Here is a 22,107-nt window from a genome sequence, read left to right on the forward strand (position 1 = left end):
CGATGCGCGCATCGCTGGCGATCGAGAACTTTCTGGAAATGATGAGCGCCGAACGGGGTGCTGCGGAAAACACGCTCGAATCCTACCGGCGCGATCTGGAAGCTGTGGCAGAGACGCTGGCGGCCCGAGGCGTCAATCTTGCCGAAGCCGGACCCGACCATATCCGCAGCGCCATTGATGCCATGGCAACGGAAGGTTTTGCCTCGACATCTCAGGCCAGGCGTTTGTCGGCGCTGCGTCAGTTCTTCCGTTTTCTCTATTCGGAAGGCTATCGGCAGGACGACCCGACCGGCACAGTCGATGCCCCCAAGAAGCAAAAGCCGCTGCCGAAGATCATGAGCGTCGAACACGTCACGCGGCTTCTCGACCGCGCAGTGCTCGAAACCAATGAAACAGCCGAACCGGATGAGCGCACTTCCGACCGGCTGCGGGCCTTGCGCCTTCATGCGCTTCTCGAAACGCTTTATGCGACAGGGCTTCGCGTCTCGGAACTTGTCGGCCTGCCCGTCACCGTCGCGCGCACCGATCACCGCTTTCTGCTGGTCCGCGGCAAGGGCTCCAAGGAACGCATGGTTCCGCTTTCACCCAAGGCCCGTGAAGCTTTGCAGCGCTTTCTCGCCTTGCGGGATTCCCTGCCCGGCAGTGATGACAATCCCTGGCTGTTTCCGGCTTTTTCGGAAAGCGGCCATCTGGCGCGCCAGGTTTTTGCCCGCGAGTTGAAAGGACTTGCCGCACGGGCAGGATTATCGGCCGCCGCCATTTCACCGCACGTGCTGCGCCATGCCTTTGCCAGCCACCTGCTGCAGAACGGCGCAGATCTGCGCACCGTGCAGCAATTGCTCGGCCATGCCGATATTTCCACGACGCAAATCTATACGCATGTGCTGGAGGAAAGACTGCATAAGCTCGTCAGCGAGCATCATCCGCTTGCCGATTAGCCTTTGTCCGGTTATGAGAAAATCGAAAATTTGCAAGATGAGCCAGTAGTGAATATGTAAAGCGCCGTAAAACAGCCTTTTTCAGGCTCGCAATAGCGCTAATCCCTTTGGAAAAAGCACGAACAGTCAGGCCCGATGTACAACTATCTCGATTTTGAAAAACCCGTCGCCGACCTCGAAGGCCAGATTCTGGAGCTGAAAAAGCTCGCGCAGGAACAAGGCAGCGTCGAGATGAGCGACGAGATTCGTCGCCTCGAGAAGCGTTCGGCTGATGCGCTGAAGGACATCTATCGCAAGCTGACACCGTGGCAGAAGGCGCAGATCGCCCGCCATCCGGACCGTCCGCACTGCCTGGAATATATCGACCGTCTGTTCACCGAATTCACCCCGCTTGCTGGCGACCGCAAATTCGCCAATGACGAAGCCATCCAGGCCGGTTTCGGTCGCTTCAACGGTCAGGCCGTCGCGATCATCGGGCAGGAAAAAGGCTCCGACACCAAGACGCGCCTGAAGCATAATTTCGGCTCGGCCCGTCCGGAAGGCTATCGCAAGGCCGTCCGCATCATGGAAATGGCCGACCGCTTCCAGTTGCCGCTCATCACCCTCGTCGATACTGCAGGCGCCTATCCGGGTGTCAGCGCCGAGGAGCGCGGTCAGGCCGAAGCGATTGCTCGTTCGACGGCGGAGTGCCTGCGGCTGCGCGTTCCTGTCATCTCGATCATCATCGGTGAAGGCGGCTCCGGCGGCGCCATCGCCATCGCCGTTGCAAACCGCGTCTATATGCTTGAGCATTCGATCTATTCGGTGATCTCGCCCGAAGGCGCTGCGTCGATCCTCTGGCATGATTCGACCCGCGCCAAGGATGCCGCTTCCAACATGCGCATCACCGCGCAGGACCTGTTCGATCTCAAGATCATCGACGGCATCATTCCTGAGCCCCTGGGCGGCGCCCACCGCGGCAAGGAAGCCGTCATCGATGCGGCTGGCGACATCATCACCGCGTCGCTGCGCTCGATGAAGGATATCGATGGCGAAACGCTGAAGCAGGAACGCCGCCAGAAATTCCTCGAAATCGGCCGCAACATCTGATTTCCGCCCAAAATGGGAGCGCATCCCGAAAAGTGTAATGCGGTTTTCGGATCAGGATGCGCGATTCAAAACAAAAAAGACTCATCCGGGAGGCCTCGCGCCTCCCGGATTTGCATCATGCTGCAAATTCGGCCATATTGCCGACGCGCTGGATTTTAGCTATCTGAGCAAGGAATTATAAACGATACCGTAAGGTTTCAGTTTTAAAATTCGACGTTCAGGAAATTGGCTTTTGCTCATAAAGTCTCTGGCGTAGCTCTAACAGACTCGATGCGACATGAAGATCAGAACCGCAATTCTAGGCTCCGTAATGGCAACCGCGCTTCTCGCGGGCTGTCAGGGTTCGTCCGTATCCGATCTGAGCCTCCGGGCCGAGAAGCCGCTTCCCGAGAAAGTCGTTGCCAAGATGAAGGCGAAGGGCATGACCCGCACCTCGCCGATCATGGTGCGCATTTTCAAGGAGGAAGGCACTCTCGAGGTCTGGAAGCAGAAGAACAACGGCAAGTACGACCAGATTGCGTCCTACGAAATCTGCAAGTGGTCGGGCAAGCTCGGCCCGAAATATATCGAGGGTGACCGTCAGGCGCCGGAAGGTTTCTACAACGTCCGTCCCGCCCAGATGAACCCGAATTCGAGCTATTACCTCTCGTTTAACATCGGCTTCCCCAACGCCTATGACCGCGCCAATGGACGCACCGGCCAGCACCTGATGGTGCACGGCGCATGCTCGTCGTCGGGCTGCTATTCGATGACTGACGAACAGGTCGCCGAGATTTATGCCTTCGGTCGCGACGCCTTCAAGGGCGGCCAGCGCGACTTCCAGATTCAGGCATTTCCGTTCCGTATGACCGCAGCCAACATGGCGCGCTACAAGAGCGACCCGAATTATTCCTTCTGGAAGATGCTGAAACAGGGTTACGACTCTTTCGAGGTCACCAAGGTGCCGCCGAAGGTTGATGTCTGCGAAAAGCGCTATGTGTTCAACGTTGCGACGCCGGACGGCCAGCCTCTGTCTGCAACGGACGCCTGCCCGCCATCGGCTGGCGGCGAGGCCATGTCCTATGCGTCTTACGAAAAGACCTACCAGTCGGCATTCAGCGCCAGCCAGAAGGCACCGGCACCGTCCATTCAGGGCATTGCCGAAGCCAAGCTGGTCTCTGCCTGGAGCGCTGCGCGTGCACGCGGTGAAAAGGTAACGCGGGAACCGCCGTCACTCACCGCTTCTTCCGCTGAAAAGGCGGGCGCACCGGACATCCGCCCGGCAACGCCAGCCGTACAGCCGACAGCCATTGCTGCAACGCCGCAACCGGCTGCTGTTCCGGCTCAGCCCGCGACACAGACCGCAGCCGTGCCCGCACCGCAGCCGAACCCGGCTGCAGCACAGGCTGCTGCCCCCCAGGTTTCACCGCAAGTCTCACCCCAGATCTCGTCAATGACGACGGCCAGCACGGTGGCGCAGAATGTCGAGCAACCGGCACCTGTCGCAGCCCCCGAACCGAAAAAGCCATGGTGGAAGATCATCGGGAACTGATGACTTTGCAGGATGACATTCCTGTCTACGACCTGAGGGGGCTTAAATGCCCCCTTCCGGTTTTGAAAACCCGCAATCGTCTGGAAAAAATGCCGAGCGAAGCACTCCTCTGGGTGGAAACGACCGATCCGCTGTCAGGCATCGACGTCCCGCATTTCTGCACGCAGGAAGGCCACACCCTCCTCAAGCAGGAGCGTCAAGGGACGTTGCATCGCTTCCTTATTCGCAGGAAGTGAGTATCAGCTCCGGGGCGAAAAACCCGGAATAGCCAGCGGATTTTCGGTCAGCGCGACACGATCGGGCCTGTCCAGCGCAGGACGCCCCAAAAACGCATCGAACAGCTCCCGCACATAGGTTTCCGGCAGATCCTTCACGATCATCACCAGAAGCGTTTCCCGCTTATCCTGCGGCCAATGCGGGAGGCGTGCAGGCGGATGGAAAATCTTCTGCACGCCATGAATGACAACGGGACGATCCGGGTCTTCGGCAATCTGCACGATGCCCTTCACACGCAGCAGCTTTTCGCCATGCGTTGAACGCAGAAGATCAAGGAACATGTCGAAGGTCGATAGCGGGATCGGCGCATCGTGACGAAGCGAAAAGGACCGGATCGCATCGTCATGGTGATGATGATGCGGGTGGCCGTGATGATGATGGTCATGATCGCAATCCGGTCCACATACATGGTCATGCCCATCGGAATGCCCGTGATGGGAATGCCCATGATGGGAATGGTCATGATGCTCGTCCTCATAGGCTTCCGCCTTGAGCCAGCGCTGCACGTCTGCCGATTTCGTTTCCGGATTATAAAGGCCGCATTCGAAAAGCGCCGCATAGCCAGTGCGTTCTTCACCAGCTTCCAGAATATCCGCACCGGGATTGAGCGCATGGAGGCGCGCCTTCAGTGCCGCCAGTCCGGCCTGCGCTTCCGGCAGATCGGTCTTGGCGAGCACGATGCGATCAGCCATAGCTGCCTGCTTGACGGCTTCCTCGTGATTGTCGAGCGTCGCCATGCCGTTGACGGCATCCACGGTCGCCAGAACCCCATCGAGCCTGAAAGCCTGCATGAGAACCGGATGCCCCATGATCGAATGCAGCACCGGCGCCGGATCGGCAAGCCCGGTGGTTTCGATGATGACGCGCTTCAGCGCCTTGATGCGCCCGGTCTGAAGCCGGTCGATCAGATCGGCCAGCGTATCCACCAGTTCGCCGCGTACCGTGCAGCACAGGCAGCCATCGGAAAGCTCGATCACGCCTTCGCTCGCCTGCTCGACCAGCAGGTGATCGATGCCGACTTCGCCGAACTCGTTGATGATGACCGCTGTATCGCTCAGCGCCGGATCTTTCAGAAGCCGGTTGAGAAGCGTCGTCTTGCCTGAACCGAGAAAGCCGGTCAGCACGGAAACGGGTATGGGATTCGGCATATCAGTTGATCGCGGTAGTGTTGGCACCAGCGGAACGCTGCGGACGCGGCATCGGCACCGGAATCTGCGAAATGTCGAGCTGGCTCGGGCGGGTCGTCGGACCCGGTTCGGAAACCAGACCGACCTTCACCGCCACCGGATCATGATCCATGGCATGGATATAGGGCGAATTGATTTTCAGCTTGCCCTCGACATCGCGTCCGTCCCAGCGATCGGCCATGGCCTGCTGGCTGCATATAGCCTTGCGCATGTCGACGGCCTGATTGAGATTACCGCCCGCTGTCGGACGCAAGGTCGCCAGCGTCGCACCACCACTTGAACTTGCGCGGAAAGCATCGGTCATGAGCTGTGCAGCCTGAACCGCACGCGCTTCCTGCCGGTCTGCACCGAGAATGATTGCCAGCACGGTCCGGCCATTGCGCGTGGCGGAACTTGCAAGATTGAAGCCGGATGCACAGACGAAACCAGTCTTCATGCCGTCCGCGCCGTCATAGCGGCCAAGCAGGATGTTGTAATTGGCCTGAACCTTCTTGCCCGCACCCGGATCGATCGCCTCTGTCGCGAAATAATGCGCATATTGCGGAAATTCGCGGCGAAGCTGCACGGCCAGAACCGCGAGGTCGCGCGCCGTCGTGTAGTTGTTGGGGTTGTGCAGGCCGTTTGGATTGGCGAAATGCGAGCCGACCATGCCGATACGCTGGGCTTCCTCATTCATGCGCTGCACGAAACCGGATTCCGTTCCACCCACGGCTTCGGCAACGGCAACGGCAACGTCATTGGCCGACTTCACCAGCATGATCTTCAACGCCGTATCGAGCGTCATGACCGATCCCGGCTTGTAGCCCATCTTGCTCGGCGGCTCCTTGGCGGCGTTGACCGTCATGCGTACCGGAGAATCCAGCGTCATCTGGCCCGACTGAAGCGCACGGAATGTCACATAGGCCGTCATCATCTTGGTCAGGGAAGCAGGATACCAGCGCTGAAAAGCTTCCTGCTGCTGGTAGACCTTGCCGGTTGCGACATCCACTGCAATCGAGGGATTAGCCGCAGCGGACGCCAGTGCGGTAACCGACAGGCCAGCAGCTGCGAACCAGATTTTCAATGATTTCGACATCATTCCGTAGTTCCAATCGAAATAGCCTGCAACTTCTGCGGGTTCGAATTGTGCTCTAGAGCATTTTCCAGCAAAAGTCCGAAGCGGTTTTGCGTCGGATAATGCTTAAAAAAACAAAGAGATAGAGCTGCTCCAATGACTCCGTATCAACTGGAACCGCTCTAATGGGAGATTAACGCTTTCTTTATCTATGCCATGTGGCGATGAAAAGGCAAACAGGGATTGCCCGCTTTCACCGAAACGTCATATCCTGTTTCCTTCAAATCATGCCCAATCCGGGGAGCCCTCAGAAAATGCCAGTGTTGAATCGTGCCGTTGAAACGCAAGCGGAAATTGCCGCATGGCGACGAAAACTGCACCAGAATCCCGAACTTCTCTATGACGTGCACGAAACTGCAAAATTTGTCGAAGACAAGCTGAAATCCTTCGGTTGCGATCTCGTGGAAACAGGCGTCGGACGCACAGGCGTGGTCGGCATCATCAAGGGACGTCATGGCGGCGGCCCGGCCATCGGCCTGCGCGCCGATATGGACGCCCTGCCGATAACTGAAACGAGCGGCGTCGAATGGGCTTCGCAAAATCCCGGCAAGGCGCATTCCTGCGGCCATGACGGACACACATCCATGCTGCTCGGCGCAGCGCAATATCTCGCAGAGACCCGCAATTTCCGCGGTTCGGTCGCGCTTCTGTTCCAGCCTGCCGAAGAAGGCGGCGCCGGTGGCCTCGCCATGGTCGAGGACGGCGTGATGGACCGTTTCAACATTTCGGAAGTCTACGGCGTCCACAATATGCCGGGCCTGCCGGTCGGGCAGTTCGCGATGCGAAAAGGCCCGATCATGGCGGCGACCGATGAATTCGATCTTTTCATTACCGGGCGCGGCGGCCACGCAGCGCAACCGCATCGCATAATCGATCCGATCCTGGCCGGTTCCCAGTTGATGATTGCCCTTCAGGGCATCGTATCGCGCAATAGCGATCCGCTCGATTCACTTGTGATCTCGGTGACGAAATTCATTGCGGGCGAGGCTTATAATGTGATCCCGGAAAAGGCGACGCTGTCGGGTACTGTCCGCACGCTCAAGAAGGAAACCCGCGCCTTTGCCGAACGCCGTATCCGTGAAGCGGCGAGCGGTATCGCAGCCGCCACCGGCGCGGAAATCACCGTGCGCTACAAGAACAATTATCCGGTCACCTACAACCACGATACACAGACGGAGTTTGCCGCCCGTGTCGCCAGCGCTGTGGCGGGCGAAGGCAAGGTGGACGAGAGCGTCGAGCCGATGATGGCAGCGGAAGATTTTTCCTACATGCTGGAAGCGCGCCCCGGCGCCTATATCTTCCTCGGCAATGGCGACACGCCCGGCCTTCACCACCCGGCCTATGACTTCAACGACGATGCCATTCCCTATGGGGTCAGCTACTTTGTAGCGGTAGCGGAAACGGCGCTCGCCGCCTGATACTGAATAAATCCGCCTGCCCCGCTTTTTGCGGGGTTGGCGACAGCTATGAAAAACAGTATGTGTCTGAAAGCATTCGCAATGCCGGAATCACCGGCGAATGCTCATCGGTCGGTCCCGTAGCTCAGTAGGATAGAGCGACAGATTCCTAATCTGTAGGTCACAGGTTCGATTCCTGTCGGGATCACCACTTAATTCCCTGATTTATTAAAGAACAAAAATTGGAAGAAGCCAGATGCAAGTGGCTGATCTTTGCATGTTCAGTTTATACTGACGCGTCACGCTTCCTGCGGACTCCGCCACGTACGGAGCATTTCAAATCACCGTCAAACCAACCTGCTTAGCCCACAACTCTCGATAAAGCTTACAGGATTGAATAAGATCTTCATGTGATCCCATTGCCACGATAGCACCGTTATCTAGGACGATGATTTTATCGAAGTCCCGGAGAGTAGACAGGCGATGTGCGACGGCGATAACGGTTGTATCTGCATCGAGTGATGCAATCGCATTCTTAATCAAGCTTTCGCTATTGGTATCGAGAGCGGATGTGGCCTCATCAAGAATAAGAACAGGCCTTTTCTGCATGAACGCGCGCGCAAGCAAGATACGCTGTTGTTGACCACCAGAAAGCTTGGCTCCCCTTTCTCCAATGACTACGTCAAAGCCCTTTCCATCCGGAGCGAGCTCTTCAATAAACAAAGATGCATCCGCTAACTCGGCTGCATGCCTTAGTGCTACATCTTCGAAGGTTTCCGAGCCAAACGCGATATTATCCCTTATCGAACGATGAAACAGCGCGTCGCTTTGCGCAACGACCGAAAAGACACTTCGTAGCTCGGAAATCTTCACAAAGCGAATATCCTGCCCATCAAGCGCAATCTGTCCAGCATCGACGTCGTATAATCTCAGTAATAGGTCGATAAGCGTAGATTTACCTGCCCCGGAAGGCCCAACAATGCCAACTTTTTGTCCCGGCTCAATCTCAAACGAGATGTTCCTCAAAATTTCCCTTAGTCCGTAAGAAAAACTGACATTATTTAATGAAATATGTGGTGGATTGGATACCCGGAGATGCCCGTAACCGTCCTTGACGGTTGGTTTTGCCGTGACAGTCGAACGTGCATCTCTGATAGTGCCAAATGTCTGGGTTAGCCCCTCCCATACCCCGACAAACCAACCTGCTCAGCAGCCATACCCCCAGCTAAGGCAATCCCCGCAACAAACTCACCGGGCGATATCATGCCGTGGGCTAATCCGTATAAGCCCAATGCAAGAATACAGGCTACGAGACCTGTGTTAAGTAAGCGAATAAAAAGCCCGGCAATCGTCGTTAAACGGTTAATATCGATATTTGTCTCGTGTTGCTTATCAATTCTCGAAAGAACAAAACTGTTCTCTGTATCATAAGCAAATGAGGTTTTTATCGCACGAATATTTAAAAAATATTCATTGATAGCGCCGTTTACGATACTGGACGTCTCGGAAATTTTTTCGGCTTGAGCGTTGAACTTAGGCACAAGATAGATCGCTAACAATCCATTAAGCAGAATCCAAATCAACACAGGAGCGACAAAGAGAGGGGCAAGATATGAAATAAGAATGGCAGAGCCCGCAAAACGCACAAGGCCGAGTGGAACGCGACCAGCTAAAATCTCTATGCCAGACTGCACCGCATTCGAGAGTTGCCCTATACGTCCGCAAATCTGCCCTGCGTGGTGTGCATGGAAATATTCCATGTCATGTTGTGCAGCGGCCTTATGCGACTGCCAGAGGGCTGATGACTTTGTCTGTGATCGAAGCGCCTGCATTCGAAGCATATAATTGACTAGCCAGAACGCCGGATCAGCAATCGCATATGCGACAATCAATGAGCCCAAAAGGGTGATCGCTGCAGAAGTTAGATTGAGTTCGGATGAGTGCGCGACCATATCAACAATGTACGCAACAGCCCAAAGCCTTAGCAAGTCAATCGCCGTAAGGACAGCACCAGACAGCGCAGATGCCACAATTAGCCACCGGAACGGTTCTATGAGGACAAAGAACAACGTGAGTGCACTGCGCGATTGATACGCTCGCAGACCGTGATGGTGAAAATCAACTAGCCGTTCAAAATACTTAAAAACTCTAATCAGCAAAATTAGCCCTCAATTATGCGGCCGACGACTTTCCCAGAAATTGAAGCGCTTCGCAGATACGTCCGGGTAACCGCGTATCCTTCCATGGGGTTTTCGAAAATATCGCGGGCATGAAACCCATTCGCATTATTGAGAATGATAAGCCTTCTGCTTTCCTGTGGGATTGAATAACGGACTGGATTGGCCGCAATCGTACTCTTGATTTCCGCAGTGATGTCCTTTGCTTGATCCGTGCCAGTATCGGCATGGCCTTCAAAAGTTCCATTCATAAAAGTCGTAATTGAACCGTCGGGTGCGCGGGTGAAAATTGCCGCTCTTGCGCGCCTATCTACAATCTTAACACTCGATTGGCCGTTATCATAAACGGTGGGAGAGAGGCCGCGGATGCCTACGTGATCCAAATTCTTACTATTGTCCTTCGACGCCGTGAATATTGAAAACGGCGCGTTGTTCTCACGGTCGGGGAGGCTCGGCATAATTGCTTGCGTAAGAGATACTGCAATCAAGGATCCTACGATTGCATCGACAGTGGCATCATCAAACACCTGCGGCACGTCAATAGCAACGATCCCGACGAATGGATTATCGAGCTGCCGTTTGATTTCAGGAATCATATCGACAAGAAAGAGAGAAGCTTGTTCGGTCAACTTCGCCATGACCGATTTGTCTCGCGTTTGAGCCAGTGAGAGGGGGAAGTTATCGATCAATAAATTATTGCAGGCGAAATCACGGGCATTCTCGACAGGGATTGAAAAAACTGGCGCTTGAGATTGGGCGGCATTCATCAACATGTCGCTCCCTATTAAAACGAAAGGGGCGATGAAAATCGCCCCGATAAAAAATACTTAAGCGGATTTGTTGCCCGATCCGTTTCTATCATTGTACCCTAGAGTGGTGTGGGTATCTGTGCATTCTGGACGTGTTAGCGTGATGGAAAGGCCTTTTGTCAGAACAGCAAGCGATACTTTATCTTTATGCGTAATATTCATTGTATTACTCCAATTTTGATACAACCCAACAAACAAGTACAATTTAAACAATACAGAAGAAAATAAAACAGCAATTCATTACTAACAATAATTAATTATCAACTAATTATTGGATAGATTATTAGCACTTCCAGCCATCAATATGATTTCAGCACGTCCAATTGGTACAAAAAATACAGAATAACTGGCAATCCATTATCCCTCATATGGCCAGTTGGCCTGCGAAAAGACACCGCCATCGACCCAGATCGTCTGGCCGGTAACAAAACGCGCCGCATCGGAAGCAAAGAACAGGACCGGGCCGGAAATGTCCTCCGCCGTTCCAACCCTGCGCAGCGGCGTGATGCGTGCCCAGGTGCCCGCATAGTCGGGCTGTTCTTCTGCCGTGCGTTCATTGAGGATCGCGCCGGGGGCCACACAATTCACCCGGATGCCGTGCGGCCCAAGCTCCACCGCCGAAGCCTTGGTGAACTGCTCTATGCCGCCCTTGGAGGCCGTGTAGGAAACGAGCTTCGGAAAGGCTAGCTTGTTGCAGCCCGAACCGATATTGACGATAGCGCCGCCCTTGTCGGCCTCCACCATGCGCTTCGCGGCAGCCTGCGTATTGAGGAAGCAGCCTTTCAGATTGGTGCGGATGACATCGTCCCAACCATCCTCGGAAAGTTCCAGCAAGGGTGCCCAGGTCTGGATACCTGCATTGTTGACCAGCACATCGGGCGCATCACCGAACCAGTCGCAGACCTCATCGAAGAAGGCTTCGACCTCGACACGCCGCCCCACATCACAGCCAAGCCCCAGCGCCTGGCCGCCCGCCTCCTCAATGGCTTCCACGAGCGATTGTGCAGCTTCGTCATCGTGCTTGTAGCTGAAGGCCACCGTGTAGCCCGCATCGGCAAAAGCGGAAACAAGATGCCTTCCGATACCTGTGCTTCCACCCGTGACGACTGCAAATTCACCCATGCCAAATCCCTCCCGGAAGTATTTTCGGCCACGAATTTAATCGGTTTTCAGCGATGGTAAACCGGCAAAAAACAAAATAGCTTCGGTATAAATACAAGGAGACAAAATGAATCCCGACGTCAAGGAAGCCAATGGCGCGTGTCACTGCGGGACCGTGCGTTTTCGCGTCAAACTATCCAATGGCCTGCACACAGCACGGCGCTGCACCTGCTCCTATTGCCGGATGCGCGGGGCCATCGCCGTTTCTGCAGAACTGGACGGACTGGACGTGCTTGAAGGTGAAGATGCTCTGACGCTCTATCAGTTCAATACCGGCGTCGCCAAACATTATTTCTGCTCGAAATGCGGGATTTACACCTTCCACCAGCGCCGTTCCAATCCACGCCAGTTCGGCGTGAATGCGGCTTGTCTGGAGGGCGTATCGCCATTCGATTTTGCAGTCATCGAGGTGAATGACGGCGTGAACCACCCGTCCGATAATCCGAACTACAAAGGTTCCGGCATTGCGGGCTATCTGCGTTTTGAACCGGCTGACGGAGCAGATTAAACCCTTGCGCGCGGCTTCTGTTCGTTTTTCTCCCAGGAGAAAACCGTTGGCGGCAGCGGATCCAGCCCACGAATAATGTCCGATCCCTTTTCGCCGATCATGATTGTCGGCGCATTGGTGTTGCAGGACGGCACACGTGGCATGATCGAGCTGTCGCAGACGCGCAAGCCCTCCAGACCGCGGACCCTCAGTTCCAGATCGACCACGGCGGAAGCATCGGTGCCCATCTTGCAGGTACCGACCGGATGATGATCGGTCTTGGCATTGGCGCAGGCATAGTCGAACAGATCATCGTCAGTAACCACTTTCGGTCCCGGCAGTCGCTCGGCCATGACAAAGGGCTTCAAGGCTTCCTGTTGCAGGATTTCGCGGGCAATCTTCAGCCCTTCCAATGACATCTTCAGATCGTGCGGATCGCTCCAGTAATTGGGGTCGATCAGCGGGGCCGCTGCCGGATCGCTGGACGCCAGACGCACTGTCCCACGCGAACGCGGATGCAGATAAGCGGAATTGAGCGTCACGCCCGCATTCTTCAGCTTCTCGACGCCGGCTTCAATCCCCGAACCAAGCCCCAGATGGAACTGGATATCCGGCGACCGGGCCTCCGGATCGGCATACCAGAAGCCGCCCGTCTCAAACAGGCTGGACGCCACCGGGCCGGAACGCAGCAGGATATATTGCAGGCCCGCGCCCAGCGTCCGATGCAACTTTGCCACGCCATCATAGGTGTGATCGCCCGTACATTCGGCAATGACAAACAGATCGAGGTGATCCTGCATGTTCTCACCCACACCCGGCAGATCGTGTTTCACGGCCACGTCTGTCTGCTTGAGATGATCGGCTGGTCCGATCCCCGATTGCAGCAGAAGCTTCGGTGAGCCGATTGCGCCCGATGACAGGATCACCTCCCGCGATGCGCGCAGTACCTCGCCGCTCATCAACGCCACGCCGGTGGCGCGCGTCTTCTCCAGCACGATGTTGCGCACTGGCGCGTTGATTCTGACCGTCAGGTTTCTGCGGCCCTTGATCGATGCGAGATAGGCAAGCGAGGCGGACGAGCGGCGGCGATTGCGCTGGGTGAGCTGATAAAAGCCGACGCCTGCCTGTTCGCGACCGTTGAAATCCGGATTATAGGGAATGCCCAATTCCTGCCCCGCGCGGATATAGGCGTCGCAGATCGGTAGCGGCGCGGATGGCATGGAAACGCCAAGCGGCCCGCCATAGGAATGATAGTCATCGTTGAAACGCTGATTGTCCTCGGCACGTTTGAAATAGGGCAGCACGCTGCGATAATCCCAGCCGGTGCAGCCGTCTTCATTGGCCCAAAGATCGTAATCAGCCGCATTGCCGCGCGTATAAATCTGCGCGTTGATGCTGGAACCGCCACCAATGACCTTGGCCTGCGTGTAGCGCAGAACGCGGTTTTTGAGGTGCTTCTGCGGGACCGTCTCCCAGCCCCAGCTCGCCACGCCCTTGGTCATTTTGGCAAAGCCTGCGGGCATATGAAACAGCGGGTTCCAGTCGCTTCCTCCGGCTTCCAGCAGCAAGACTTTCACCGAAGCATCCTCGCTCAGTCGATTGGCGAGAACACAACCGGCAGGCCCGCCGCCAACGATGATATAATCGTAATTCATGCGTTTCTCCTCCCGAGAAACTAAAGCTTTGCTATCGACAGGCCGCCATCGGCATTGATCACCGACCCGGTAGCGAAGATGAAATTTCCGCCCGCAAGCCCGGCCACGATGGCGCCAACATCGCCCACCTCGCCCCAGCGCTTCATCGGCACCAGCCCGCCGTCAATCAGCGTGTCGTAGCGCTCGGCGACCTTCGCGGTCATATCGGTGCGAATGATGCCCGGTCGAACCTCGAACACGCCGATCCGCGCCTCGGCCAGACGCAGCGCCAGCCCCTGCACAAAGGCGGTCAGCCCCGCCTTGCTGATGCAGTAATCAAGCCGCTCCGGCGAAGTCATCACCGACGAAACCGAACTGATCGTTATAATACTGCGTGGAAAACGCACCTCGGTTGCAGCCAGCATGGCCTTCACCACGGCCTGCGTGAAAAACACCGTGCCGCGCAGATTGACCCCCATGATGGTGTCGAAATTTTCCGGCTTCAGGCCAAGAAAATCACCGCGTTCCACGGAACCCATGCCAGCATTGTTGACGAGACAATCAATGCTGCCAAACTCCTTCAACACGGCGGCAACCGTCGCCGCATGGGTCTCGACGGCAGCAAGATCGCCCCTGAAGAAAGCCACCTTGCCGCCCATTCCGCGCAGTTCGTGGATAACGGTCTCGTCGTTTTCAACATCAGTAATCGCCAGATCGAAGCCCTTCGCCGCGAGAGCGCGGGCTATGCCAAGCCCGATGCCGCGTCGGCCACCGGTCACCAGCGCCACAGGTCTTTGACGGTTCATGCCAGCACCTCCCGGTTCAAGTGGTCCGCCACGCGCAACGCCTGTGCAGCGATGGTCAGCGCGGGATTAACCGCAGCCGATGTCGGCAGAAACGACGCATCCACCACATAGAGATTGGGATGGTCATAAGTGCGGCACCATGTATCGAGCGGCGCTGTCGCCGGGTCGTTACCAATGCGCACCGTCCCGCATTGATGCGACGGCGTACGCCGGTCGAAGGCCCGCGACAGAACCACCGGAAATCCAGCCGACCGCAGTGCGGATTTGAGCTTGTCGACCAGCATCAGATGCGCCTTCCAGTTGCTGCGCACCCAATGCAGGACAATGCGGTCGCCATCCACCGTCACGCGGCTTTCCGGCGATGGCAGGTCTTCGCTCATGGCGTAGAAATCGATTGTATGTCCGGCAATGCGGTTCAACAGCCATTCCGGCACACGTGGCATATTGGATTTCAGGATCGCGCCCGACACGCGCCCAAGCAATTGCACATTGCCCAACGGCGGCCCGCCTGCCCCGTCCGACAGATAGTAATCGTTGAAGCCAAAGGTCTTCTGGTAGACGCTGTCATTGCGATAGCGCGGATCGAAAGCGATCACGGCGCTAGAATTATGGTTCATGAAATTGCGACCGACCTGATCGGACCGGTTCGCCAATCCCGAACGCAACAACAGTGCTGCCGATTGCACCGCACCCGCAGAAAGAATGACGAGCTTTGGGCGCAAGACCAGCGCCTCGCCGTTCTTCACATAGTGAACTGCCGCGATGGTTTTGCCATCCGGACCGGCTTCCAGCCGCGTCACCCGCGCCGCGGTTTCCAGCCTGACATTGGAATAGCGCAAGGCGCTGGCAAGCGGACAGGTTTCCGCATCCATCTTGCCGTCATTGCTGTTCGGATGTGCATCCCACGGCGTTTTTGCCTTGGCGAGCCAGCGGTCAATATCGACACCCAGCGGCAGCGATGCGGCATGAAGGCCGTTCTTCTTCAATCGCGCCCGCACATCGGCAATGGCCGGTTCGTCGCGGATCGCCGGATGGGGATAAGGCTTTGAATGATCCGGCTCGGTCGGATCATCGCCCAGTTCACCCCGCACCTGAAACAGCTGTTCCGCGCGGCTATACCAAGGCTCCAGCTCCTCATAGGCGAACGGCCATGCGGGCGAAACGCCTTCCAGATGCGCCATTTCCGCAAAATCCTCGCGGCGATAGCGGATCAGCACCGCGCCAAAGAATTTGGAGTTGCCGCCGACATTGTAGTAGTTGCCGGGATTGAATGGCGTACCGCTGGTCTCGTACCAGAACTCCTTCGGGCGAAAGAAGCCTTGTTGGAAAATGGCGCGCGGGTCGCGGTTTTCCGGCCTGTCCGGGAGATGCTCCCCCGCCTCAAGAATGAGAATGTCGGCACCTGACACAGCAAGACCGGCGGCCATTGTCGCGCCGCCGATACCCGATCCGATGATGACGATATCCGGCTGTCCTCCCAAAGCCGTCACTCCCTACTTTTCTTGCGGCATCCACATGGCCGTCCGCGCGCCGATATGCATGTTGAGCGTCTTGGTTTCGGTGTAATCCTCCACCGCATGACGACCCAACTCGCGGCCCAGACCCGACTGACGATAACCGCCGAAAGGCAGTTCCGGCGTGCCGTCCATGAAAGTGTTCATCCAGACCGTACCGGCGCGCACCTTGCGCCCGATGCTCATGCAGGTATCGAAATCGCGACTCCACACACCTGCGGAAAGCCCGTAATCAACCGCGTTGGCAATGGAGATCGCCTCATCCACCGTATCGAAGGAGAGGACCGACAGGACCGGGCCGAACACTTCTTCACGCGCCACAGCCATATCGGCTTTCACACCCGCAATGATGGTCGGTCCCATATATTGGCCAAGGCCGAGATCCAGCACATCGCCGCCATGGGCAATTGCAGCGCCCGCCTTCTTGGCCTGATCGACATAAGCGCCAACCTTGCTCAGATGCTGCGGCGTGATGATCGCGCCCACCTGCGTGCTGACATCGAGCGGATCACCGACGATGACCTTTTTCGACAGATCAGCGACGCGCCCGACAATCTCATCGACAATAGAGCGATGCACGATCAACCGCGAACCGGCATTGCAGCATTCGCCCGCATTGAACCATGCGCCGAACACCGCAGCGTCAATAAAGGCATCCATATCCGCATCCGGGAACAGGATTTGCGGGTTCTTGCCGCCAAGTTCCAGCGACACTTTCTTCAGCGTCTGCGCCGCATTGGCCATTGTCAGCTTGCCAACACCAGTGGAACCGGTGAACGACACCATGTCCACATCCGGATGCGTACTCATATGCTGGCCGACATCAGCACCCGTTCCGGTGACGATGTTGACCACGCCATCCGGCACGCCTGCCTCGGCCAGAATTTCACCAAGCACCAGTGTCGAACCGGAGGTAAGTTCCGAAGGCTTTACGACCGCCGTGCAACCCGCCGCCAAAGCAAATGGCAGCTTTTGGCCGACGATCAGGAACGGAAAGTTCCACGGCGTGATGATGGAGACAACACCAATCGCCTCACGCAGCACAACGCCTAAAGTGCCATCGCCCAGGGTATTATAGCTCTCGCCATGCAGATCACGCGCAAGCGCTGCCGCATAACGCCAGATATCGACGGAACCGGCAATCTCGCCGCGCACCTGCGAAATTGGTTTGCCGGCTTCAATTGCGTCAAGATAAGCAAGTTCTTCGGCCCGTGCTTCAATCAGATCGGCTGCTTTCAGCAAGATCAGCGAACGCTGCGATGCGGTTTTAGACGACCAGCGCCCATCATCGAAAGCCTTACGTGCGCTCGCAACCGCGCGTTCCACATCGGCCTTGTTGCCAGCGGGATAACGGCTCACCGTCACGCCATGACCGGGAGCCACGCGCTCAATGCTGCCGCCGCTTTGGCTTTGCACCCACTTGCCATCGATCAGCATGGAGAATTCGCGGACTTCCAGCCCGGTCAACGGCTGCGGTTTTACGACTACGCTCATCACCATTTTCCTTCAAAATTTGCTTCGCGCTTTTCGGTAAACGAGCGCACGCCTTCTTTCAGATCGCCGGTCTTGGCAACAAGGATGGACCCCAGCGCCTCGACTGCCGTGCCATTGTCCTCGCCATTGGCGACGGACAGCATTAGTTTGGAAATTTCCAGCGCAGCCGGTCCGCGCTTGGCCACCCGCGCAGCATAGTCCTGCGCCGCCTGCAAAGCCTCGCCTGTCTCGACAACGGCATCGACAATCCCGTGCGACAGCGCTTCATTCGCGGTGAACATTTCGCCGCCCAGCACCATGCGGCGCACGATCTGCGCACCGAACCGGCGCACAAGACGCTGCGTACCCGACCAGCCGGGGATCATGCCAAGCGAGGTTTCCGGCAAGCCGATTTTTGCCTGTCGTTCGACAATGCGGATATCGGCGGCACCTGCCAGTTCCAGACCGCCGCCCAAAGCATGGCCGTTCATCGCTGCGATCAGTGGCACACGCAAAGTCGCAAGCCGCTCGAACACACGATGGCCGTAGCGCACCCATGCATGGCCGAACTCTGGCGGTTCCATGCCGCCCCAGGCCTTGATGTCGCCTCCCGCGGAAAAGGCTTTGCCCTCGCCAGTCAGGATCGCAACCCGCACGGTGCTATCCGCCTCCACCCGATCACAGGCGGCGGATAATTCCTGCAAAAGCTCGATATCGAAGGCATTGAGCTTTTCGGGACGCTTGATCGTCATGACCGCGATGTGGTTCTCGGTCGCAATTTCTATGCGATCAGCCATCTCACGCCTCCAGCTTTCGCGCAGGCTTTTGCGGCAATTCAAGTCCAATCGGCTCTTCGCGGAACAGCGCCTCGTCCATGATCTTGAGCTGATCGGAAACGATCAGCGGAAACTCAGCCTGATCGAGAATATGCGCCTGCAAATCCACACCCGGCGCGATCTCGGTGAGCACGATGCCTTCCGGCGTCAGCTTCATCACAGCGCGTTCCGTAACATAGGTGATGTCCTGTCCCTGCGCGACACTGCGCGGACCAGAGAAGGTGACGTGCTCAACCTCATTAACGAGCTTTTTGAGCTTGCCTTCCTTCTCGATCACCAGCTTGCCGTCTGCAACGGAGAGCTTGGCCCCTGCATTGAACATGCCGGAGAAGACAATCTTCTTGGCCCTTGCAGTAATATCGACAAAGCCGCCAGCGCCAGCAGTCACATGCGGACGGAATGACAGTTTCGACACATTGACCGAGCCGTCGCGTCCGATCTCAAGGAAGGACAAAAGCGAGGCATCGAAGCCTGCACCCTGAAAATAGGTGAACTGATAGGGTGATGGCATATAAGCATCAGCATTCGACGCACAGCCAAAGGCAAAATCCAGTAGCGGCACGCCGCCAACTGCACCCTGCTCGATCACCCAGGTCACTGCACCATGCAGACCCTCTTCGAGCAAAATGCGCGGCACATTGGCGGAAATGCCGAAGCCAAGATTGACCGCACTTCCTGCCTGCAATTCCTGCGCCACGCGCCGCGCAATCGCCTTTTGAATATTGAATTCGGCCAAGCGGAACGTATCAAGCGGGCGGAAAATTTCACCCGAAATCGCCGGATCATAAAGCGTCTGCGTTGTCTGCTTCTGGTCCGGATCGACCACGATATAATCGACCAGAACGCCCGGCACCCGTACATCATGCGGCTTCAGCGTGCCTTCCTTGGCGATGCGTTTCACCTGCGCAATGACGATGCCGCCATTGTTGCGCGCGGCCAGCGCCTGATCGAGACCGCCGAGATAAGCGCCTTCATGCTCATAGGTGAGATTGCCACGTTCATCCGCCGTCGTGGCGCGAATGATCGCCACTTGCGGCACGATATTGGGGAAATAGAGCCAATCCTCACCTTCAAAACTGACCTGCTTCACCACCGGTTCCTGCCCGGCCTTGTCATTCATCGCCGTGCCCTGACGCTTGGGATCAACGAAGGTATCAAGCCCCACCTTGGTCAGCACGCCGGGGCGCTTGGCAGCCGCTTCGCGATGCATATCGAACAAAATGCCCGACGGGATATTATAGGCCGGAATCTCATTATTGGTGATCATCTGCCAGATCAGCGGCGGCTCGGCACTGGACGGGCCCGACGGATAGGAACCGCCAATGATCTTCTTCAATAATCCCGGCTTGGCGATGTAATCGACGCCCTTGATGCCGCTCATATCGCCCGCTGCGATCGGATGCAGCGTGGTGATATTTTTGGGATGGCCGGTTTCGTCAAACCGCTCGCCAATAGCTTTCAGCGTCAGATCAGGACAACCAAGACCGCTTGATGAGGAGACGGAAACGACAGCGTTGTCGGGGATGAGTGCAGCCGCTTCCGCAGCCGAAATATGCTTGTTCATGGTGTTCAGATTCCAGATTGAACGGCGGTTGCCTTGCCGGTCTTTGCGGCCTCAAGCACGGCAAGCCCGGTGGCGAGCGACCAGATGCCATCCTCCAATGTTGCGGAAGGCTGGCCCTCGCCTGCTATCGCATCATGGAAAGCCTGCAAGGCGGTTTCATAGAGATTTGTCTGATCGAGCGGCAATTCATGCTCGCCGTCCTTGTCACGCAACAGCACCGAACCAACCGGCTTTTGCGTCATCACATTGCGCGCCACCAGCGAGCCTTCACTGCCATGCACCTCGAAGCCGGTTTCCGCATATTTGGTCGTGAAAGCGTCGTGAAACTGAGCGATCGCGCCAGATGGAAAACGCAATGCGCCCATCACACCGTCTTCCAGCCCCTCACCACTCATCTTACCCTCTAGGCCCCCCTGCTGGCTGAAAGCCACGGCCTCGACCGGGCTTTCACCCAGCACAAAACGCAACGTATCGGCATCGTGCACCGTGATATCGAGAATGACACCGCCACCAGCATCGGGCCGCTCGATACGCCAGCCCTGCAAATGCGGCGGCAAGTAAACCGCATGAAAAACCCGTGCGCCAAGCACCTTCCCGATCCTGCCCTTCGCGATTGCATCACGCATGGCGCGGTGGCTGGCAGCGTTGCGCAAATGATGGTTGGTGCCTGCCACCACGCCCGCTTCGCGTACGGCCTTCAACATGGCATGGGCATCGCCAATCGTTAGCGCCAGCGGCTTTTCGCACAGGATATGCTTACCCGCCTTGGCGGCGGCAATCGTCTGATCGCGATGCAATTCATTGGTGGTGGAGATATAGACAGCGTCGATTTCCGGATCGGCCAGCAGTGCCTCGAGGCTCGTGACAGAGCGGGCAATTCCGTTCTCACGGGCATAGGTTTCGCCGCGCGCGGCATTGGTGCTGTAAACGGAAACGACCTCGCCACCGGTGGCGCGAATGGCGCCGATCACCCACTCTTTTGCAATGGTGCTTGCGCCTATAAGGCCCCACTTTGCCATTCGCGTTTCTCCTCCGTTTTAAAAGGCATGCCGCAACTGGCACGCACCGCAAGACGCACCGCCAAACGCTGCGCTTCCGCCTCCACCCGTTCTGAATTGATCTGCTTCAAAAGAAGCTGTGCCGCCCGTTCGCCCATCCCCTGCGGATCGACCGACACTGTTGTTAATGCGGGTACCGCTGTCTTTGCTTCGATCACATCGTCGAAGCCGACCACACCGAAATCGCGCCCCGGTTCCAGATGCGCAGCGCGCAAACCATCGCAGACCCCAAAAGCCACAGCATCATTGAAGCACACCGCTGCCGTCGGTTTCATGCCATGCCGCAGCAACTGCTCAACTGCTTCAACACCGCCAGCGCGTGAAGGCGCAGAGGTGAAGACCAGCGCCTCATCAAACACGATGTCCGCCTGCTCCAGCCCCGCACGATAGCCTGCAACTCTTTCAGCAAAAACAGCGGTATCCGCATAGCCGCCCATGAAAGCGATTACGCGATGCCCCAGCGACACCAGATGCTCGACCGCCTTTGCCACGCCGCCGCGATTGTCAGAAACGATGGAGGAAACACCCGATCCCGGCACATCACGCACCATCTGCACAACCGGCAGGCCGCTTTTTGCCAATGGTTTCAGATCACTAGCCTCGGTGCCGCGTGCAGGCGAAACAATCAGCCCGGCAATGCCATGTTCACGCATGGAGGCGATCACTTCGCGCTGGCGGTCAATGCTTTCCGCCGTGTTGGCGAGAAACTGCACATAGCCCGCCGACTGCATGACGCGATCCACACCAACGGCCAGTTCGGCAAAGAAACTGTTGGTCAGATCATTGACCACAAGGCCGATGATTTTCGACTTCGCCTGACGGAGATTGGCAGCCGAACGGTTATAGACATAACCGAGTTTCTCGATTGCCTCCTGCACCTTGACGCGGGTCTCGGCATGAACCAGCGGACTGTCGCGCAGCACCAGCGACACGGTCGATTTCGACACGCCAGCCTCGCGCGCAATGTCGATAACGGTGACGCTGTTCTTGCTCATGACCTGCTCCGGTTTCGATTATTGATTTAATTGGAACGTTCCAATACTGTCAAGACCCAAC

The 22,107-nt window shown here is 56.9% G+C and carries 20 protein-coding genes and 1 tRNA gene; 7 read left to right on the forward strand and 14 right to left on the reverse strand.

The window, feature by feature from the left end; genetic code table 11:
- Positions 1-2 precede the first annotated feature (2 nt).
- The 4 genes from xerD to F9K91_RS12435 all read left to right on the forward strand — a co-directional run bounded on the left by xerD (position 3) and on the right by F9K91_RS12435 (position 3,794).
- Positions 3-938: a site-specific tyrosine recombinase XerD gene (xerD, locus tag F9K91_RS12420; RefSeq protein WP_151677895.1), complete on the forward strand. Its 936-nt coding sequence runs from the start codon at positions 3-5 to the stop codon at positions 936-938.
- A 135-nt stretch (positions 939-1,073) separates the two neighbouring features.
- Entirely contained in the window at positions 1,074-2,027 is a 954-nt protein-coding gene (locus tag F9K91_RS12425; RefSeq protein ID WP_061344562.1) for an acetyl-CoA carboxylase carboxyltransferase subunit alpha, read from the forward strand.
- A 277-nt stretch (positions 2,028-2,304) separates the two neighbouring features.
- A complete protein-coding gene (locus F9K91_RS12430) occupies positions 2,305-3,558 on the forward strand; it encodes a L,D-transpeptidase family protein (protein ID WP_151677896.1) in 1,254 nt (417 codons plus the stop codon).
- Positions 3,537-3,794: a sulfurtransferase TusA family protein gene (locus F9K91_RS12435; protein WP_235912946.1), complete on the forward strand. Its 258-nt coding sequence runs from the start codon at positions 3,537-3,539 to the stop codon at positions 3,792-3,794. Before F9K91_RS12430 ends, F9K91_RS12435 begins: the two co-directional genes overlap by 22 nt.
- Positions 3,795-3,797: 3 nt before the next feature.
- On the opposite strand, the gene F9K91_RS12440 is transcribed toward F9K91_RS12435, so the two are convergent.
- Positions 3,798-4,982 (reverse strand): CobW family GTP-binding protein, encoded by a 1,185-nt coding sequence (locus tag F9K91_RS12440; protein WP_151555428.1) that lies wholly within the window; start codon positions 4,980-4,982, stop codon positions 3,798-3,800.
- A 1-nt stretch (position 4,983) separates the two neighbouring features.
- Complete coding sequence (locus F9K91_RS12445) at positions 4,984-6,099, reverse strand: D-alanyl-D-alanine carboxypeptidase family protein (RefSeq protein ID WP_151555429.1); 1,116 nt, start codon at positions 6,097-6,099, stop codon at positions 4,984-4,986.
- A 290-nt stretch (positions 6,100-6,389) separates the two neighbouring features.
- Between F9K91_RS12445 and F9K91_RS12450 the strand changes: the two genes are divergently transcribed.
- Positions 6,390-7,553, forward strand: coding sequence for a M20 aminoacylase family protein (locus F9K91_RS12450; protein WP_151677897.1), 1,164 nt, complete (start codon positions 6,390-6,392; stop codon positions 7,551-7,553).
- A gap of 113 nt (positions 7,554-7,666) precedes the next feature.
- Positions 7,667-7,743: transfer RNA gene (locus F9K91_RS12455), tRNA-Arg, on the forward strand.
- A gap of 125 nt (positions 7,744-7,868) precedes the next feature.
- Here the strand turns inward: F9K91_RS12455 and F9K91_RS26330 are convergent.
- The 4 genes from F9K91_RS26330 to F9K91_RS12470 form a co-directional block, all read right to left on the reverse strand.
- Complete coding sequence (locus F9K91_RS26330; RefSeq protein WP_235912940.1) at positions 7,869-8,558, reverse strand: ABC transporter ATP-binding protein; 690 nt, start codon at positions 8,556-8,558, stop codon at positions 7,869-7,871.
- Between the two features lie 146 nt (positions 8,559-8,704).
- Positions 8,705-9,562, reverse strand: a complete 858-nt coding sequence (locus tag F9K91_RS26335; RefSeq protein WP_235912943.1) for an ABC transporter transmembrane domain-containing protein — start codon at positions 9,560-9,562, stop codon at positions 8,705-8,707.
- A 131-nt stretch (positions 9,563-9,693) separates the two neighbouring features.
- On the reverse strand, positions 9,694-10,482 hold the full coding sequence (locus F9K91_RS12465) for a hypothetical protein (RefSeq protein ID WP_151677898.1): 789 nt from the start codon (positions 10,480-10,482) through the stop codon (positions 9,694-9,696).
- A gap of 393 nt (positions 10,483-10,875) precedes the next feature.
- Positions 10,876-11,640, reverse strand: coding sequence for an SDR family NAD(P)-dependent oxidoreductase (locus F9K91_RS12470; protein WP_151555198.1), 765 nt, complete (start codon positions 11,638-11,640; stop codon positions 10,876-10,878).
- 106 nt (positions 11,641-11,746) lie between these two features.
- Between F9K91_RS12470 and F9K91_RS12475 the strand changes: the two genes are divergently transcribed.
- A complete protein-coding gene (locus F9K91_RS12475; RefSeq protein ID WP_151555199.1) occupies positions 11,747-12,187 on the forward strand; it encodes a GFA family protein in 441 nt (146 codons plus the stop codon).
- On the opposite strand, the gene F9K91_RS12480 is transcribed toward F9K91_RS12475, so the two are convergent.
- From F9K91_RS12480 to F9K91_RS12515, 8 genes are read right to left on the reverse strand one after another with little or no spacing between them, the layout of a single operon-like run.
- Positions 12,184-13,821, reverse strand: coding sequence for a GMC family oxidoreductase (locus tag F9K91_RS12480; RefSeq protein WP_151677899.1), 1,638 nt, complete (start codon positions 13,819-13,821; stop codon positions 12,184-12,186). The two genes, F9K91_RS12475 and F9K91_RS12480, sit on opposite strands and share 4 nt — an antisense overlap.
- Before the next feature lie 20 nt (positions 13,822-13,841).
- A complete protein-coding gene (locus tag F9K91_RS12485; protein WP_151650863.1) occupies positions 13,842-14,606 on the reverse strand; it encodes a 3-ketoacyl-ACP reductase in 765 nt (254 codons plus the stop codon).
- Positions 14,603-16,087 carry a GMC oxidoreductase gene (locus F9K91_RS12490; protein ID WP_151677934.1) on the reverse strand — a complete coding sequence of 495 codons (1,485 nt, stop codon included), beginning with the start codon at positions 16,085-16,087 and terminating at the stop codon, positions 14,603-14,605. The genes F9K91_RS12485 and F9K91_RS12490 overlap by 4 nt, the downstream gene beginning before the upstream one ends.
- A 12-nt stretch (positions 16,088-16,099) precedes the next feature.
- The gene (locus tag F9K91_RS12495; RefSeq protein ID WP_151555202.1) at positions 16,100-17,620 is read right to left on the reverse strand and encodes an aldehyde dehydrogenase family protein; all 1,521 of its coding nucleotides are present in this window, start codon (positions 17,618-17,620) and stop codon (positions 16,100-16,102) included.
- Complete coding sequence (locus F9K91_RS12500; RefSeq protein WP_151555203.1) at positions 17,614-18,390, reverse strand: enoyl-CoA hydratase/isomerase family protein; 777 nt, start codon at positions 18,388-18,390, stop codon at positions 17,614-17,616. Before F9K91_RS12500 ends, F9K91_RS12495 begins: the two co-directional genes overlap by 7 nt.
- Position 18,391: 1 nt before the next feature.
- Entirely contained in the window at positions 18,392-19,993 is a 1,602-nt protein-coding gene (locus F9K91_RS12505; RefSeq protein ID WP_151555204.1) for an acyl CoA:acetate/3-ketoacid CoA transferase, read from the reverse strand.
- Positions 19,994-19,998: 5 nt separating this feature from the next.
- Positions 19,999-21,012 carry a Gfo/Idh/MocA family protein gene (locus F9K91_RS12510; protein WP_151677900.1) on the reverse strand — a complete coding sequence of 338 codons (1,014 nt, stop codon included), beginning with the start codon at positions 21,010-21,012 and terminating at the stop codon, positions 19,999-20,001.
- Positions 20,991-22,046, reverse strand: coding sequence for a LacI family DNA-binding transcriptional regulator (locus F9K91_RS12515; RefSeq protein WP_151677901.1), 1,056 nt, complete (start codon positions 22,044-22,046; stop codon positions 20,991-20,993). Before F9K91_RS12515 ends, F9K91_RS12510 begins: the two co-directional genes overlap by 22 nt.
- Positions 22,047-22,107: the final 61 nt, after the last annotated feature.

The sequence above is a fragment of the Brucella tritici genome, assembly GCF_008932295.1.
Taxonomy (GTDB): Bacteria; Pseudomonadota; Alphaproteobacteria; order Rhizobiales; family Rhizobiaceae; genus Brucella; species Brucella tritici.